14 protein-coding genes are annotated in these 17231 nt (G+C 42.7%); 10 read left to right on the top strand and 4 right to left on the bottom strand.

What is annotated here, in order from left to right:
• The 5 genes from AB0756_RS12985 (at position 1) to AB0756_RS12965 (ending at position 4899) form a co-directional block, all read left to right on the top strand.
• Entirely contained in the window at positions 1 to 1836 is a 1836-nt protein-coding gene (locus AB0756_RS12985) for an asparagine synthetase B family protein (protein ID WP_050046258.1), read from the top strand.
• Entirely contained in the window at positions 1824 to 3074 is a 1251-nt protein-coding gene (locus tag AB0756_RS12980) for a diaminopimelate decarboxylase family protein (RefSeq protein WP_038091463.1), read from the top strand. The genes AB0756_RS12985 and AB0756_RS12980 overlap by 13 nt, the downstream gene beginning before the upstream one ends.
• Before the next feature lie 30 nt (positions 3075 to 3104).
• Entirely contained in the window at positions 3105 to 4367 is a 1263-nt protein-coding gene (locus AB0756_RS12975; protein ID WP_038091460.1) for a toprim domain-containing protein, read from the top strand.
• A gap of 88 nt (positions 4368 to 4455) precedes the next feature.
• Positions 4456 to 4701 carry a DUF1902 domain-containing protein gene (locus tag AB0756_RS12970; protein ID WP_038091457.1) on the top strand — a complete coding sequence of 82 codons (246 nt, stop codon included), beginning with the start codon at positions 4456 to 4458 and terminating at the stop codon, positions 4699 to 4701.
• Entirely contained in the window at positions 4702 to 4899 is a 198-nt protein-coding gene (locus AB0756_RS12965) for a type II toxin-antitoxin system HicA family toxin (RefSeq protein ID WP_038091454.1), read from the top strand.
• Positions 4900 to 4959: 60 nt separating this feature from the next.
• Here the strand turns inward: AB0756_RS12965 and AB0756_RS12960 are convergent, their stop codons facing one another.
• The 4 genes from AB0756_RS12960 to AB0756_RS12945 all read right to left on the bottom strand — a co-directional run bounded on the left by AB0756_RS12960 (position 4960) and on the right by AB0756_RS12945 (position 11039).
• Positions 4960 to 6693: an asparagine synthetase B family protein gene (locus tag AB0756_RS12960; RefSeq protein WP_038091580.1), complete on the bottom strand. Its 1734-nt coding sequence runs from the start codon at positions 6691 to 6693 to the stop codon at positions 4960 to 4962.
• A 255-nt stretch (positions 6694 to 6948) separates the two neighbouring features.
• Positions 6949 to 7470, bottom strand: coding sequence for a histidine kinase (locus tag AB0756_RS12955; RefSeq protein ID WP_038091453.1), 522 nt, complete (start codon positions 7468 to 7470; stop codon positions 6949 to 6951).
• A gap of 366 nt (positions 7471 to 7836) precedes the next feature.
• Positions 7837 to 9465, bottom strand: coding sequence for a murein biosynthesis integral membrane protein MurJ (murJ, locus tag AB0756_RS12950; protein WP_038091452.1), 1629 nt, complete (start codon positions 9463 to 9465; stop codon positions 7837 to 7839).
• A 104-nt stretch (positions 9466 to 9569) separates the two neighbouring features.
• Positions 9570 to 11039, bottom strand: a complete 1470-nt coding sequence (locus AB0756_RS12945; RefSeq protein ID WP_408019868.1) for an LCP family protein — start codon at positions 11037 to 11039, stop codon at positions 9570 to 9572.
• A 220-nt stretch (positions 11040 to 11259) separates the two neighbouring features.
• On the opposite strand from AB0756_RS12945, the gene AB0756_RS12940 reads away from it, so the two are divergent.
• From AB0756_RS12940 to AB0756_RS12920, 5 genes are all read left to right on the top strand, one after another.
• The gene (locus AB0756_RS12940) at positions 11260 to 12324 is read left to right on the top strand and encodes a mannose-1-phosphate guanylyltransferase (protein WP_038091447.1); all 1065 of its coding nucleotides are present in this window, start codon (positions 11260 to 11262) and stop codon (positions 12322 to 12324) included.
• 279 nt (positions 12325 to 12603) lie between these two features.
• On the top strand, positions 12604 to 14250 hold the full coding sequence (locus AB0756_RS12935; protein WP_038091444.1) for an ABC1 kinase family protein: 1647 nt from the start codon (positions 12604 to 12606) through the stop codon (positions 14248 to 14250).
• Positions 14251 to 14446: 196 nt separating this feature from the next.
• Positions 14447 to 15082, top strand: a complete 636-nt coding sequence (locus tag AB0756_RS12930) for a hypothetical protein (protein ID WP_038091441.1) — start codon at positions 14447 to 14449, stop codon at positions 15080 to 15082.
• 260 nt (positions 15083 to 15342) lie between these two features.
• Positions 15343 to 16383, top strand: coding sequence for an ABC transporter ATP-binding protein (locus AB0756_RS12925; RefSeq protein ID WP_050046261.1), 1041 nt, complete (start codon positions 15343 to 15345; stop codon positions 16381 to 16383).
• A gap of 55 nt (positions 16384 to 16438) precedes the next feature.
• Complete coding sequence (locus tag AB0756_RS12920; RefSeq protein ID WP_038091436.1) at positions 16439 to 17230, top strand: ABC transporter permease; 792 nt, start codon at positions 16439 to 16441, stop codon at positions 17228 to 17230.
• The last annotated feature ends 1 nt before the right edge of the window (position 17231 follow it).

Here is a 17231-nt window from a genome sequence, read left to right as displayed (position 1 = left end):
ATGGTTAACGTTGAGCAGGGCGATCGCATCATTCAACCCAAGCATTTTATTGGATATTGGGGTTACGGTGAAAGACGAGAATTAGAAACAAGCCTTGGTGCTGTCAAAAAAACGGGTCATAATTCTTATCAGTTATCTTCTCTCGATTCCCCAAGCGAGAGCCATTATCCTATTTGGAATGTTGCTTGCATCGGTTTTTCAAAAGATTTTATCCCATCAATTTATTTTCAGCGTCATGGCATAGAAAGAATAGCTGCTCTATCAGCATCGGGAATATTGACTGATTTACAAGACAACTCATTTTTACCCGATATTTGGGTACATTTACAGGGAAAAAATCGTTTAATTTTAGGACGAGAACCTTTTGGGCGAGTCCCGTTATACTGGGCTCAACAAGGACAAGTTATTTGGTTTGCATCCCGTCTGCAACTCTTGCTAGCGGTTGTTGACGAGCCAGAAGTGAGCATTCCTGCTTTATACGGTTATAGTTGTTTTTCGTATATTCCCAATCCCCTCACACCCATTACTCAAGTCTTTGCAGTTCCTGCGGGAACTGAGTTAGTTTGGCAAAGCCAACCTGACGATCGCAAGCTCAGCACCCCGATTTCTCAACGCTTATTGGAATGGTGTGAAGCAAGCGTTCAACTCCAAGATGAAACAACCGCTGTCAAACAATTGCAAACTCTGTTAAAACAAGGCATTGAGCGTCAAATTTCTGACTTAAAAGATGAGCCAGTCGGAGTTTTTCTCTCTGGGGGGTTGGATTCCTCTGTTGTAGCGGCGTTGCTAGTACAAGCAGGAGTCAATGCGATCGCTTATACTCTAGATTTTGGCGGTGCAGGTGTTCCAGAATATCCCTATGCCGAAATTGTTGCCCAGCACTTGCAAATTCCTTTGGTAAAAGTTGATGCCAGCCCGCGTCAAATTCAGAAAGCTATTCTACCGACTGTACGAGCGCTCGATTTACCTTTCGGGGATGGGGTAACGGTTCCCTTGTTTCTTTTAGCACAAAGAGCCAGTCAGGAAACTCAGGTGATTTTTAACGGCGAAGGTGGCGACCAGTTATTTGCAGGTTGGACGAATAAGCCTTTAATAGCAGCAAGCGTTTACCAAACAGAAAATCCATCAGGACAAGAAACATTTATACAACAATATCTCCGAACTTTCCACCGTCTTTGGGGTTATGAAGCACAAATTTACCAGCCGCATGTTTACAAGCAGATACAAAATCTACACCCAGAAGACTGGATTGCAGAAGCCCTCGATCCTACCTACTGTAAAACCATCCTGCATCGACTCCGGCGTGCCAGCCTGATGTTAAAAGGAGCACAAAATATCCATCCGCGTGCAACAGCTTTAGGATTTGCTCACAAGTTGTTTGTGCGATCGCCTTTCTGCGATTTACCCCTAGCAGAATGGACATTCCAGGTTTCTGGAGAACTCTGCTTGCAAGGAGCGTGCGAGAAATATATCCTCAAGCGAGCCGTGGAAAATTGGCTACCGCCAGAAATTGTTTGGCGACAAAAGCGGGGTATGGGGGTTCCCTTAACCTCTTGGTGTTTAAATGAGTTCTGGTATGAGCTTGGCAAATGGTTGAATCCAGGCAAACTTCGTGCCGAAAATTGCTTTTCTCCTTATATCGCATCGCAAATTGCTGCGGGTCAATTGGGTGCTACGATTCAAGGTCGTTTGATTGGTGAAAGTTTGTGGTTGTTGATTGTGTGGGAACTTTGGCGAGAACAGGTTTTTGGTGAAGAATCCAGCAAACAATCTTTTGACCATCCGTTTTGGCTTCCAAAACAGCTGTGGAGACTTCAAAAAAAATGGCAAGCGTAAAATCAGCTCATCTTCCTTTTCCCCTAGAACTAGCTCAAGAGTTGCTAAATACTTATGGTTCGCCGCTTTACGTTTACCAAGCTGATATCTTAGAGCAAACCATCAGGCACATCACCCAGGCTTTTTCCTATCCTCGCACCCAATTTCGCTTTGCTAGCGTCACCAATGGAAATATTTCTCTGCTGCAAATTTTCCGCGCCAAAAGTTGGGGACTGCATGCCAATACTCCTGGAGACATTTATCTCGGATTGCAAGCAGGTTTTGCGCCCGAACAAATTGTTTACAGTGGGAGTAATTTGAATTCCGAGGAGATGAAACAGGTCTTAAATTGGGGTGTAACAACTCTCAATTTAGATAGCGTTGCTCAATTGCAACTGTGCTGCGAAGTCTATCACTCCCTTACTCCCTCACTCCCTCACTTCCTCACTCCTTCACTCCGCCTTGGCTTGCGTCTCAACCTACCCGAAATAACTGGTGATAGCCGCATTGGCGTGCGTCCAGAAGAATTTCCCCATGCGATCGCTCTTACCCGTCAGGTAGGATTAAAACTGAGCGGTTTACATTTTTACCGAGGTACGGGTACGAATGCGACAGAAGCTTTTACTAACGTCATTGATAAGGTTATAACAACGGCAGAACTTTTACCGGATTGGGAATATCTAGATTTTGGGGGTGGTTTTGGTTACTCATATCATCATAGCAGCGCAGCTTTTAACTGGGAAACGTTCGGTACAGACTTAAGCAATAGAATAAGTCATTTAGGAAAAGATATTGAGTTAGTCATCGAACCCGGACGTGCAGCAATTGCTGGATGCGCCACTTTATTAGCCAAAGTTGTTTCCGTGAAATGGCATTCAGAAAAACAAATTGTTGGGGTAGATACCACCGTTGCTAATCTCTCCGTTCCTACAGTACATGGCGGATATCGGGAAATTGTCGCGTGGAAAAATCGGGACAATCCCGCACATCTCGCAAGTTCTAAAATTTACCTTACAGATATATGTGGAAACACTACTTATTCACGGGATTATTTAGGCAAAAACTGTTCTTTACCAGCATTAGAAATTGGGGATATTATCGGTGTTTTAGATGTCGGTGCTTATGGTTATGCCATGTCCTCACACTTTTTACATCGTCCTAAACCTGCAGAGGTGTTGTTAGAAAAAGATACGCATCGTTTAATTCGCAAACGCGAAGACTACAGCGTATTACTGAACAATCAGCTCTTTCATAAATAAAAATTAAAACTTTAGGAGCAAAAATCTACCATGAAATGCGTTCAATGTGGCACTGATAATAAACTGAAAGACAGGACAGCCAATTACGGGCGTTGTAAAAACTGCTCTCATCCGTTTACTTTTGAACCTACCAGTATGACTGGAGTGAGATTTACCGATCCTTTTTTTGCTAAAGCCATTGCAGATATTTCTGCAAATGATACACTTTTTTTTACACAAAAGCAGTTTTTTTATAGTCTTAATAAAAAACTGCAAAATAAAAATCAAGGCTCATGGGTATTTTTGTGGATAGTTTTTGTAATAGCAAGTTTTTATTTCTTTGAGTATTTGGGATTGTCCGCATTGCTCTTAGTCATTTTCTTCGCTCAAATACAAGCAATTAAAAATTCTTATTCACAACGTAAGAAATTAGCAAAAACTTTAATAATCTTGGGAGCTATCACTTTGATAGCAGGCATCTTTTTTAGTTTAGGTGTCAATTCCTTTCGTACATTTGTAGGGAGTGTATTCTTAGGAATGTTAGCTATTTACCTAGGAACTGGCGAAATAGGGCGATCGACAACTATCAGTCAAAAACTTCTGATTAACAATAACCAACTTGAGGAGTGGCTGACATCTTGGAGACGGGTTAACAATTCAATTGATAAGATTTTACCTGCTCCCCAACAACAAAATACACCTGTGACTATCAATCCTGATGTGACTGCATATAGTTTTGATAGATTAGTGGTGTGCGATAGTGCAGAAATTGCCCAAATGTTAATTGCCAACAACTTTCATTTTGAAAATAACTGTGCCATTCTCAGTATCACTGGCTATCCTCAAAATATCTTTGATACTACCATGCAAATGCTGCGGCGCAATTCTGACTTAAAAGTGTATGCGTTGCACGATTGTAGCCCCACTGGTATAGCTTTGTTGAATCAGATCCGTACCAGACCGGAATGGTTTGGAGAGAGTGATGTCATAATTATTGATGTGGGATTGCTACCCCGTCAAATTATTGCTGCAAATCGCAGAATGTTCGTTCAAACTTCTCCTGAATCGGCTGAGGCTGCCAAACAACTTTTACCAGAAATTCGTGCTACTTTATCAACGGATGAATTGGACTGGTTGGAAGCTGGTAACTTTGTGGAGTTGGAATCCTTTAGTCCGCAAAAATTAATTCAAATTCTTAACCAGAGTATAGCCAACAGTCGAACTTTAAACAGTGATGATAGTAGCTTGATTCTTACTAGTGAGGGTGGTTCAATAAATGACAATTCCATATATATTAATCAAAGTTTTGGTTAATGCAAACTTTGAAACAACTTAATACTACTCCGGATTAAAGTCTCGGTCATTTGTTTTAAACTAGAACTACCGTCATAAAAACTTGATAATGACACAAACTACATTTAAGGTTCAAGCCTTTTGGGATGCAGAAGCAAAAGTATGGGTTGCCACTAGTGAGGATATACCTGGGTTGGTAACAGAGGCTTCTACAATTGAAGCTCTTACACAAAAGCTCAGAGAAATGATACCAGAACTTATTCTTCTCAATAATATTGTATCTTCTGGGTTTGCGGGTTCTATCAGCTTTGAATTAATCAGCCACCGTCAAGAGTTGATAGAGGTGGCTTCATAGATGGGTGCATCGTTTACTGCTCAATTAAAAAAGATTCTTTCAGAAGGTAGTTGCTATTTTGAACGGCAAGGCAAGGGCGACCATGAGATTTGGTACAGCCCAATTACAGATAGGCGGTTTGTAGTAGATGCTTCTATCAAGTCTCGCCACACAGCAAATGCAATTTTGAAACAAGCAGGACTGCCAAAAGCTTTCTAATTTTTTAATCTTCTTTTTGACCCTTATGACTGAAAAAAAATCAAACTTCTCAAGATTTTTTTATTTTTGATTCACCTGCAACCAAATTTCTAAACTCACAAGCAACCAAAGTTTGACGCCATAACGACTCCAAGTATCTCCTTGATAGTTTAACCAATTCCGGATTGGCAACTGGTTTAAATAAGGAGCGATCGCAGCATTACGACTGAGCAATAAATTTTTGGCTTCTCGCTGCCAATATTTACGAAATCCTAACTGTACTGGAACCATCATCCCACTTTTAGGACGATGAACAATTGCAGGAGGCAAAAGCTCTGCGATCGCCCCTTTAAGAACGGCTTTTTCTTCCACTCCAGAAAGCTTGTATTCTGGGGGAATTTCCATGCTTAATTCTACAACACGCTGGTCAAAAAGAGGAGAACGCGCTTGCAAAAGAGCAGCTTGAGTCAAGTTACTGACTTTAGTGAGAATTTGGTCAGCGCCTTTAAATTTGATGTTCATTGCCATCAAACGATTGAGATAGCTGGCTTGAGAATATAAATCTTCTTCAAAAACCCAAGGTGTTTTTTGTACTGCTGTCCAAATTTCTGGTTTTAAAAGCTGTGGCAAATCAGCCGCGCATTTTTGAAAGGAAATTAAATAAGCTTGTAATGAATCTTGATTGGTGACGGAGCCATATAAACTATTAATAAGCATGGGCTGATTTTTTGGACCACCAAAACAGGGATCGCCACCCTCTCCATTTAACAGCACCTGCACGCTTTCTCGCGCCAGTCGTCCTAGCAAAAGGTTGGGAACAGTCAGCGGATCGCCGATGGGGTCATCTAAATACGCCATTGTTTCCGGTAGGCGTTCCCACATATCTCGAAAGGTAATTTCCAGAATGTGATGTTGTGTCTGGCAATATTTTGCAACAAGGCTGGAAAATTCCAACTCATTGGGACATTCCGAGCCAAAATGAATGGAGAAGGTGTGGACTGGGGAATGATGGAATTTTGCGGCTATTGCAGTGATGCTGCTAGAGTCCAAACCACCAGAAAGAAAAACGCCAACAGGTTCATTTTCTGCTGGTAAATATTCTCGAACAACTTGGTCTAGCAGTTGTCGCAGGCGATCGCTATGCCATGCTAGAGATTTATCTATTGCTGTAATCTTTTCTTGAAGTTGCCAATACGCTTGAACCTTACACTCAGGCAATTGTAAAACAGTTCCGGGGCGCAGTTCGCGTACCTGTTGCCAAAGCGTTCTCTCGCCGGGAACAAAGGCGCAACAGAGATAATCTCGTAACGCAACCAAATCCAAATCCGATGAACGATGGAGTGCTAAAGTTCTCAATTTAGGCGCAATCCAACGAACCGAACCAGTGGTGGTGTAGTAGAGAGTACGAGCACCAACGCGATCGCGTATTGACCACAAAACCTGTTTTTCTCTATCCCAAATAACTAGAGCAAACATCCCCTCAAGTTGGTTGAGACATTTCATACCCCATCGTTCCCAAAGATTAGCAACCAGTTGCAGGGGACTTAGCGCAAAGCTATTTGGTTCAACTCCTAAATTTTCTAATAATTGTACTTGGTTGGTTAACCAAACATCACCAACAACAACAAATTGTTCTCCACGAGCGATCGCTAATTTCTCCGTTATGACTCCAGAAGCTGTACGCGGTACAATGACAGTAACTTGGTCGTCTCGCCAAGCTATATCTTCATAATTTGCATCAACGGCTCCCCAAGCTACGCGCCAGCTTGGATCGGGGTTGAAAAATGGTATTTTAGATTTGCGACTTTTATACATTTGGGATGCTCCCAAGTAGAGGTAGTAAGCGAACCTGTCATAAACCTTTTTGATACACTTTATGCCGTAGGGTGATTTTTGTATATTAACGCCTTGTACCACTTTATATAATTTGGCGTTACGACGTGCTGAATATATGGAGCGGGTTTGAACACCCTAGGCGGAGCCTTTAGAGGAGGCATTCCCAGGCGGAGCCTGGGAACGAGGTAATATGCGGAGCCACCAGATCGAGATGGGGATCTGGCAGTACTTGGATTAGAAGCGCAAGCCTACACCTGATTGAATGCTAAGGGCATCAGCAGAACTGTTTTCATAAGCATCAATACCCCACTTAGCGTCACCGTATAAGACGAAGTTTTTAGCGATTTCTCTCTCAGCTCCAATTGTGACAACAGGTGAATTTTTATTTCCTAAGGGAGTGCTTTTACCTTCATCCGTCACAAAGGAGTAACCACCACCAACATAAACGTTTGTATCTTTAGCAACTGGTACATCATAAGTGACTATTGGCATAGCAGCAGTTGCATCGCCACCGAACAGAACAGAACCGCGAACTGATACAGGGGCTTTTGGAACAGCAAATCGTCCTTGAATATTACCACCCAATGTAGCTGCGTCATTATCTTGTCCGCCGTTAGTTACACCAGCCGCAACACCAGCACCCAAGTAGTTAGCACTTGTACCGCGTGTTGGAACTGACTGTGCTGAGGCAATTCCAGCAGAAAAAATAACAGAAGCAAAAACAAGTGCAGAAGTTGCTAATTTTGTAAATTTCATAGGTCTTTCGTAACTAGAGTTGATTAAATATCAATGCTTTCTAGTACTAGAGTCCCCTTTTTAACAAGATATGCCCTCGTACACTTAGGTTACCCAAGTAGGTGAAGTTTTTTCCACCCAGTTCGGTGAACATATCGTCTGTAAATTTCGCTAAAATAGTAGTCACTAGCAGACAAATGCCGATCCAAATAAAAAATAATATCCCTAAATTTCTAGTACAGGTTGGCGTAAATAAGGTAACCATTTGTCAGCAACAAAAAGCTTATCTTAAAAGCTGTTGCGCCTTCTGCCATCTGCCTACGTACTTCTGCCTTCATGTACTAGTGGTACTGGCAACTTGCCGCACCACCTTTAGTAGATAATTTATTACGAGCGGCGCTTTAGAAAGCGCTGTTGCAACCGAGATACAAAGACGTTCACCTCAGGGATTTTCAGACAAGCTGCGATCGCGGCAAAAATCCCCAAGCCAACTAACCCAGCAACAGATAGCTGCAATAACTGAATTGGCAATCCATCCTTACCCAAAAGCCTTTGAGAAAACTCAAGAGTTCCATAGCTAGCCGCACCAGCCAGCACGCTACCAAAAGTCATGCCCAGAATGGGTACACTCCATTCCAACCAAGGCAATCCACGAAGCTTGCGATGTAGCAAAAATAACAACATTACAGTAGAACTGAAATTGACTCCGACGGTAGTTAACACCAAACCGGGAGCACCTAGTTTTAGAATATTGATAAAAATGTAAGCTAAGACAACGTTCAGAAAGATATTAAAACTGCTGACGCGAAATGGTGTATCTCCATCACCCAAAGCATAAAAGACTCTGACCAAAACATCGCGTGCTAAATAGACAAACATTCCGCTACCATATGCAATCAGTAGAGAAGCTACCAATTGAGATTCATCCTTTTGGAAAGCCCCCCGTTCGTAAATAACACGCACAATGGGTACAGCCAAAGCGATCATCAAAGCCCCTAAAGGCAGCATAGTAAAAGCAGACAAGATAATTCCTTGGCGAATGCGTAATTTGAGATCGTGCCAATCTTTAGGATCTGCCAGTCGGGAGAAGACTGGTAGTAGGGGAACCAAAATCATACTAGAAATGATTCCCAATGGTGTTTGTACCAAAAGATTGGCATTTGCTAGCGCCGCCGCCGCCGATGGAATATTAGAAGCAAAAAATAAAATAACCCAAAGATTAATTTGCAGCATACCAGAGGAAATGGTGGCTGGTCCCATGATTTTCATCACCTCACCCACCCCAGGCTGATTGATATTAAATCGCAGGCGAAAACCACCCATTCCGGCTTGCGCTTGAGCAACAAGTTGTACTACCCATTGCAATATAGCTCCTGCTAAGGTTCCTCCAGCTAAAACCATTCCACCCAGCACAGCATACTCAGGAGAAGTAATTTTACTCCCCAACTGCAGCCATAAAACACCCAAACCGATAATAACGGTAATACTGGAAAATAATGGGCTGATAGAAGGGAGCCAGAATAGATTAGCAGCGTTGAGGGTGCCAAAGCCAATACCAATCAACCCCGCAAGCATTGCCATTGGTGCCATAATCTGAAGTTGTTGGATGGCGATCGCTTTTACAGCACCTCCCTGTGGTAATTGATTTAAGCCTGGTGCGACCAAATCGATTAAATTTCCCGAAAAAAGAACCAAAACAATCGTAAGGACGAGCAGTACGGAACCGACAAGGGTTGTAATAGTTTCCACCAAAGGCGCTGCTTCTTCTTTACTGCGCTTAGCTAAGACACTGACAATAGCACTATGGAACGGTCCGTTGATCCCACCAAGTAAAATCAACAGAAAGCCGGGTATCACGTAAGCGTATTGATAAGCATCAGCGACAACACCTAAACCAAAAGCAGCAGCAATGACTTGCTGCCGGACTAAACCTACAACTTTACTGATTAAAGTACCGGCGGCAACAATACCCGCAATTCCCGCAATAGAACGAGAAACCTTTTTTTCTTGTGTCACAAATAATACCTGGCAACTGAACTTGGTTAGTGGATAGTGGTTAGCAGATAGTAGTAAATCAATAACTACTCGCAACTAAGGATTAACCACTCACTATCCACTATCTACTCCCAATCCTTCCCAATCCGGATAGTAATATCAGATTCTAGGTCACCAGTGCCAGATACTTCAATCTGACCTTTACCAAACATTTCCTGTATTTTTTGTCCTGCTTGTCGATTCCCTTTCTGAACAATAATTTTAGATTCGCTGCGGGTATCGGACCAATCAGGTACTGCATAAACCCTAGCAAAACCTTTGTCTTTAAGATATTTAATCGCTTTTTCAGCTAGTTGGGGTTTTGTAGAAGCATTTTGAATAGCAATTTTTAATTGTGATGTAGGTTTTACCGTGGGCGACATTCCAGAGATAGTGACCCCAGCATACTCATCAAGCAAGTCAACTCGTCCGGTAAGATCTAGCCAGTAGCTATTTGGGTCTGCACTCAAACGGCTAAAGATACCAGGCAATATGGTCATCTGGAACTTATCTCGCTCGATATTTAAGGTATAGTTAACCAGTGCCATCATTTCTTCTATCTTCAGGTTGGTATCAAAGTGCCTCCGCATCAGACGAATAAGTTGAGGTAACTTAGGCTTTACGGTAGGACTGTAAAGGCGTTCTTTTAATCCCAGTAAAAATGCTTGCTGTCGTTGGACTCTTTCCAAATCCCCCAGACCGTCTTCCCGGAATCGTACAAACTGTTCTGCTTGTTCGCCGTTAAGAGTTTGCCAACCACTTACCAAATTACTTGATGAGCGTCCGGTAGAGCCTTTTTGTAACATTGGTTTGGGTACAAATACTTCAACCCCATCAAACTGCTCCACCAAATGTCGCAAACCCGATGAAGAAAGGCGGATATAGCGATCGATTGGGGCATTATTTAAGGTACGACTGACTACCCGTGCTGCTAAAACATGACCTCCTTTTGCATTCGCCTCAGACACCTTATTCAACCCCTTTTCTGGAATTGCTATCATGGTGTCTTTGGGAATCGAAAGCACTCGAATTGTTTTGTTTTCTGGATTAAACCTAACTAGCAAAACTGTGTCGCTTTTTCCAGAAAAACTTTCCGGAGAACCATCTACACTACCGGGAACAGGTTCAATACCCATGATTAAAATGTTCATGGGTCGCGTAAGCTGATATTGGGAGATATTGCTCCACAATTCTCCTGGCAACGGTCCTTTATGAGTATCTTGACTGCCAGTACTTAGCTCTTCATCTGTTCGATCCATATCACTCCATAACGGAGTCCAAAGTGCCAAAGTCGATACTAATAACCCCGATAAAGTGATCCCCACAACTCCTGTCAGTATCCAGAAAAGCCATCGAGGCATTGCCAACCCCAACCTGTAATACAGTTGGCTAGGAATGGAACCTGTAGACTTCACTTGAGCACGGGAATCTGTTTGGTGCTCTTTGAGTTTCACCTCAATTGGTGACTGTTCTTCTGCTTCAGATGTGCCCTGATTTGCCTTTGCTACTTGTTTAACCACGGATATCTCCCCACTCAACCACTCCCTAAACGTCATGTTAATGCAAGCTATCAAACTTGCGAGTGAACGAAATCACTTTGTAAAGGATGAAGTATGAAGGATAAAGGATTCAGTCAGTGATTTTCATCCTTCATCCTTAAAACTTTATCCTTGCTTAGCATTCCCTCTTATTTCATCAGAACAACTTTATACTTCTTCATTCTTCTGTAGGGTCACAGTACACTTGTAGTGTTCTTCAGTAACCTCGTATAAAACAATGACTCAATCCCTAATTCCTGTCATTCTTGCCGGTGGTAAAGGCGAACGTTTTTGGCCGTTGAGTCGCCAAAACCGTCCCAAGCAATTTTTAAGTTTAGATGGCAGCGATCGAAGTTTGCTACAAGCAACTGCCGACCGACTGCTACCACTAGCAGGCGGTTGGGAAGACTTGTGGGTAATCACTTCCAGTCAGATTGCTCAAGGTGTTCGAGAACAACTACCCGAACTGCCATCCGACAATTTACTTGTTGAGTTAGAGGGAAGGGACACTGCTGCTGCAGTTGCCTGGACAAGTTTGGAAATTAAAAACCGCTACGGTGAAGATGCCATTATCGGCTTTTTCCCCGCCGACCACTGGATTGCCGACAAAGAAGCGTTTGCAAACACCATAGATGCAGCTTCGCAGCTAGCGACTAGCTATTCAGCAATTGTAACTATGGGGATCAAGCCAACCTTTCCATCAACTGGTTACGGCTACATAGAACAAGGTGAAATAATTGATAGCTTTCAGGATTTGCCAGCATATCACGTTAACCGCTTTACTGAAAAGCCCGACCGTCAAACGGCAGAAAATTTCCTTTCTACGGGACGTTTTAGCTGGAATAGCGGTATGTTTGTTTTTCGAGCGGGTGTTGTTCTCAAGGAACTGCATATCCACTCGCCGGAAATCATCGAACCGTTAGAAAAGCACGGTCCCAACATCTACCCCCAGCTACCTAAGAAGAGTATAGACTATGCATTAATGGAAAAGACAGGTCTAGCTTACGTAATTCCTGCAGAATTTGGTTGGGACGATCTGGGCGATTGGAATGCTATCGAACGTTTACTGAAAAAAGAAGGTATTCCCAATGTAGAACTGGCTACTCATGTTGGTCTAGATACGCAGGGGGCAATTCTCTACTCTTCAAACCCTGAGGACGTTATTGTTACCATTGGTTTAGACGATGTTGTCATTGTGCGCGATCGCAACGTTACCCTAATTGTCAACAAAGACCGGACTCAAGAAATTAAACAAGTACTCAAAACTTTACAAAACGATCCTCGATTTACCAATTTACTGTAAAAACTAGACCAGGGCAAGAAGTTACAGGAGTGCATTCTTGAGTATACCTTGTATATCAGGAGAAGGAGAGGATAAGAGGAATCAGGGGACAAGGAAGACAAGGAAGATGAGGAAGATGAGGAAGACAAGGAAGACAAGGAAGACAGGGAAGAAAATTTCCCTTGTCTACCCCCTCTCCTTTGTCTACCCCCTCTCCTTTGTCTACCCTCTGTCCCTTGTCTACCCCCTTTCCCTTGTCTACCCCCTCTCCCCAATCCCTATTCCCTATTGCCTATAAAAATGTTCCTAACTCAAACTGTTCCCCGTCAAAGAGAAATTATTGAAGTTTTGCTTCGCAATGGCTGGGACTATATGCGGCGACTCATTACACTTGGTAAAGCTGATGAACCCCAGCTACCTACACCGGCTGTTTTAAAAAACATTTTGGTAGATTTAGGACCTGTCTACGTTAAGCTAGGTCAGCTGATGTCTACACGTCCCGATTTGCTGAGCGGAGCTTACATAGAGGAGCTATCAACTCTGCAAGACGAAGTTCCACCTGTTCCTTGGGCAGACGTAGAAGTTCTTATTCGCCAACAACTGAAACAGCCCTTAGAAGAAACTTTCAGTACAATCAACGCTATTGCAGTTGCAGCGGGTTCTATTGCTCAAACCCACCGTGCTACTTTGGTCAATGGTCGGGAGGTCGCACTCAAAGTACAAAGACCGGGAATCGATCTGACTGTTGCTCAAGATATTGCCTTAATTCAAGGGATTGCTGATTTAGTAGCGCGTACTGAGTTTGGGCAGACTTATGAAATTAAGTCTATTGCTGAAGAATTTACCAAAGCGCTGGAAGCGGAGTTAGATTTTACACGGGAAGCTGAGTTCACAGACCAACTGCGACGCAATTTATCAAATAGTCGGTGGTTCGATCCCGAACAATTGGTTGTTGCTGAAATCTTTTGGGATTTAACCACGCCAAAGTTACTTGTTATGGAGTGGCTTGACGGCGTTCCCCTGCTTATGGCAGATCTGGAGACTCAACAGAATGGCACCGATCCTGCTGTTAAAAGACAAGCAATTACCAGCATTTTATTTCGTGCTTTCTTCCAACAACTCTATATTGATGGCTTCTTTCATGCCGATCCCCATCCTGGGAATTTGTTTTATCTCAGAGATGGTCGGGTTGCTTTGTTAGATTGCGGTATGGTCGGACGGCTCGATCCCCGCACCCAACAGATATTAACAGAAATGTTGCTGGCAATTGTGGATTTGGATGCTCAACGTTGTGCTCAATTAACTCTGCAGCTAGCGGATTCTGCTGAACCAGTGATTTTGAGACGGTTGGAAAATGACTATGACCGGATGCTGCGAAAGTACTACAACTTGAGCTTGTCTCAAATGAATTTTAGTCAAATTATTTATGAACTTTTGCAAGTTGCCCGTAACAATAAGATTCGCTTGCCCAGCAATATGGGGTTGTATGCGAAAACACTGGCTAACTTGGAAGGGGTAGCGCGAGGATTTAATCCAGAAATAAACTTTATCGACGAAATTCAGCCACTGCTGACAGATTTGTTCCGCCGACAGCTTGTTGGAGATAGCCCCGTGCGATCGCTCCTCAGAACTGCGCTGGATCTGAAAAGTCTCTCGTTACAATCTCCCCGCCAGATAGAATTGCTACTAGACCGAATCACCTCGGAAACTCTACAGTGGAATTTATCAGTGCGGGGACTCGATGGTTTGCGACGCACCACAGACGACGCTGCTAATCGTCTTTCTTTCAGTATCCTAGTAGGTTCCCTGATTATGGGTGCAGCAATTATTTCTAGTAACGCACGGACATCACAGCTATCATTTTTAAGTAATGTGCTGTTCGCGTTTGCTAGCTTGCTAGGACTGTGGTTGATTGTCAGTATTCTGCGATCTGGGCGTTTGCGTTAAAAATATACCGTCACTCGATCTAACTCAGCATCACTAGTGGTCTGGCAAGTCAACTTTGCGGAGTAGGTCTGAGTTGTAACTGAATTTCTAGGGCGAAGACAGTGCAAATACAAACAAACTTTTGCGACAAACCACTAGTTCGTTGCTGAAATGTTAAAACAGATTCTTTTGAATCTCAAGCCGAGGTGCGTAACCTATGGATGAAATTGTCAAAAAAGTTGCGGCTTTAGGATTGCCTGGTATTGTTTTAGCGATCGTAATGGCTACCACTGGTTTAACAGGTGCAGCAGCTATAACTACAGCTTTAGCAATACTCGGTGGTCCGGCGGGAATGCTCGGTGGAATTACTGTGCTGGGACTAACCGCATTGATTACTGATGTACTAGCAAAGGTGGGTCTTGAAGAATTTCTGAGTGCAGTCTACTGTCAACGGAGGCTATCTGAACCACATGGCAAGCTTCTAGAAGAGATTGACTCTCTAATACTATTTGATGGCGATATAAAAGATAGGTTGAAGATTACCGTAACAGACGGTTGTGGTTGTTCAACCATAGCCGAGGCTTGCACAACGGATTTCACAAAGGAAGTTATAGCTATTTTAGAAAGCATTCCTGGCATAACTCCAGCACACCATCGAGACTTTAAAAGTTCGTGTCCGGTGATGAGATTGAGAGACGGAACAGCCCTGAGAACTTGGAAAAATTTAGCAGGAGTTGACCACGTTTTTTTAGCAAGTAGGGATGAGAAAATGATCTATGGCGGTTACGTGGGTTGGATACATAGTGAGGGATTACACACTACAATTGCTCGTATTAGAAAAGAATACACCTAAAAACTGAGCGACTTACAAGGGGAGCGTGTCAACACGCTAAACTTAAGATCTATTGTTGCGTGCATACAAAAACAACACTATCTTAAAACGTGTCAGTAGGTCAGCAAGAAAAGATAAAACTGTGTCATGAAATGGAAAAGTTCTCAATTCCGTTGGTAGTAGCGCTTTAGTGCTAAAGTACTGCTACCAACTCTTGACAATGATTTGCATCAGCTTACTTAGTCTTTGCCGCTTAGCCCATTGTTGTAGTATTCCCTTATATGTCCCCAGAACCACTTACATCTGATACTTATCACGCATCTAACTCTAGCGATCGCAGTATAATATCAGTTCAAAACCTCACTAAGGTTTACCCTGTTGCTGTTAAAGAACCAGGTCTTGCAGGAACAATTACTCATTTTTTCCGCCGTACTTACCGAGACATTAAAGCAGTACAAGATGTTTCCTTTGAAATTGCACCAGGTGAAGTCGTAGGATTTTTAGGACCGAATGGTGCAGGTAAAACCACAACCCTGAAAATGCTGACAGGATTGATTCATCCTTCAAGCGGTCAAGTGAGAGTTGCTCGATACGTACCATTTTGCCGTCAAGATGGGTTTTTGCAGAAAATTACTTTGGTGATGGGGCAAAAACAACAGTTAATTTGGGATTTACCAGCGCTTGATTCTTTAAAAATTAATGCTGCTGTCTATAACATCCCAGATCGAGAATTCCGACATCGGGTAGGGGAATTAACGGAGATGCTTTCGTTACAAGGCAAACTGAACCAACCCGTGCGAAAACTATCTTTAGGCGAACGGATGAAAGCAGAATTACTCGCCGCGCTTTTACACCGTCCCCAAGTCTTGTTTTTGGATGAACCAACTCTAGGGCTAGACGTAAACGCTCAGATAGGAGTGCGCGATTTCTTGCGGGAATACAATCGGCGCTACCAAGCAACAGTGTTGTTAACAAGTCATTATATGGCTGATATCACTGCTCTGTGTCAAAGAGTTCTGCTGATTCACCAAGGAAAGTTGATGTATGATGGCAGTTTGGATGGGCTGCTAGAAAGTTTTGCTCCTTATAAAGAAATTCATTTGGAATTAATGAATCCTGTTCCTAAAGAAAAACTCACATATTACGGCGATCTACGACATATAGAGGGACGATCTGTGTGTTTTATGGTGCAGCAAGAGTTGCTTACGCGCACGGTTTCCCGCATATTAGCCGATCTAGATGTCGTTGATTTAACAGTTACAGAACCACCTGTAGAAGAAGTGATTGGTCGAGTTTTTCAAGCAGGAGTGGTTAGTGGTTAGTGGCTAGTAGTGACAAGAAAAACCAATAACCAACACCTAACAACTAACAAAATCTATGCTAAAACAAATTTTAAGAAAAAGCCGGACGTTTCTTTCTGTTTACTATGCCTATATGCTTGAATATCGGTCAGAACTCCTGTTATGGGTACTGGCAAACTCTTTGCCAATTATTCTTATGGGAGTTTGGATACAAGCAGCGCAAGGAGGACAGTTTAGTTTACAACCAATAGATTTTGCTCGTTATTTTATTACAGTTTTCCTAGTGCGACAAATCACAATTGTATGGGTGGTTTGGGAATTTGAAAGGGAAATAGTAGAAGGTAAACTTTCACCGCGATTGCTACAACCAATAGATCCAGTTTGGCATCATATTGCTTCTCATCTTTCAGAGAGATCCGCTCGGTTACCCTTTACAATACTGCTGTTAATTATCTTTTTTATTATCTATCCTCAAGCTTTTTGGGTACCTAGTTTAACAAATTTTTTGCTCTTTTTAATATCCTTAACACTAGCTTTTGCTTTGCGCTTTATTACCCAATACACTTTTGCAATGTTTGCTTTTTGGACAGAACGCGCCAGTGCTATAGAAAGTTTATGGTTTTTGTTTTACTTGTTTTTGTCTGGAATGATTGCACCTTTAGAGGTTTTTCCCGAACCTGTCAGGGCGATCGTTCTTTGCACCCCATTCCCTTATATGGTTAATTTTCCTGCAAGTCTTTTGATAGGTTTACCTACAGATGTAGGGCGTGGATTTTGGTTAATGATAGGTTGGATTTTGCTATTCTTGGGCTTAAACCGTATGCTGTGGCGGCGTGGATTGAAGCGTTATTCTGGGATGGGAGCTTAGA

This window comes from Tolypothrix campylonemoides VB511288_2 (assembly GCF_045999855.1).
Classification (GTDB): domain Bacteria; phylum Cyanobacteriota; class Cyanobacteriia; order Cyanobacteriales; family Nostocaceae; genus Scytonema; species Scytonema bouteillei_A.
The sequence above is the reverse complement of the archived record's forward strand: the minus strand, read 5'-3'. Positions and strand labels throughout refer to the sequence as shown.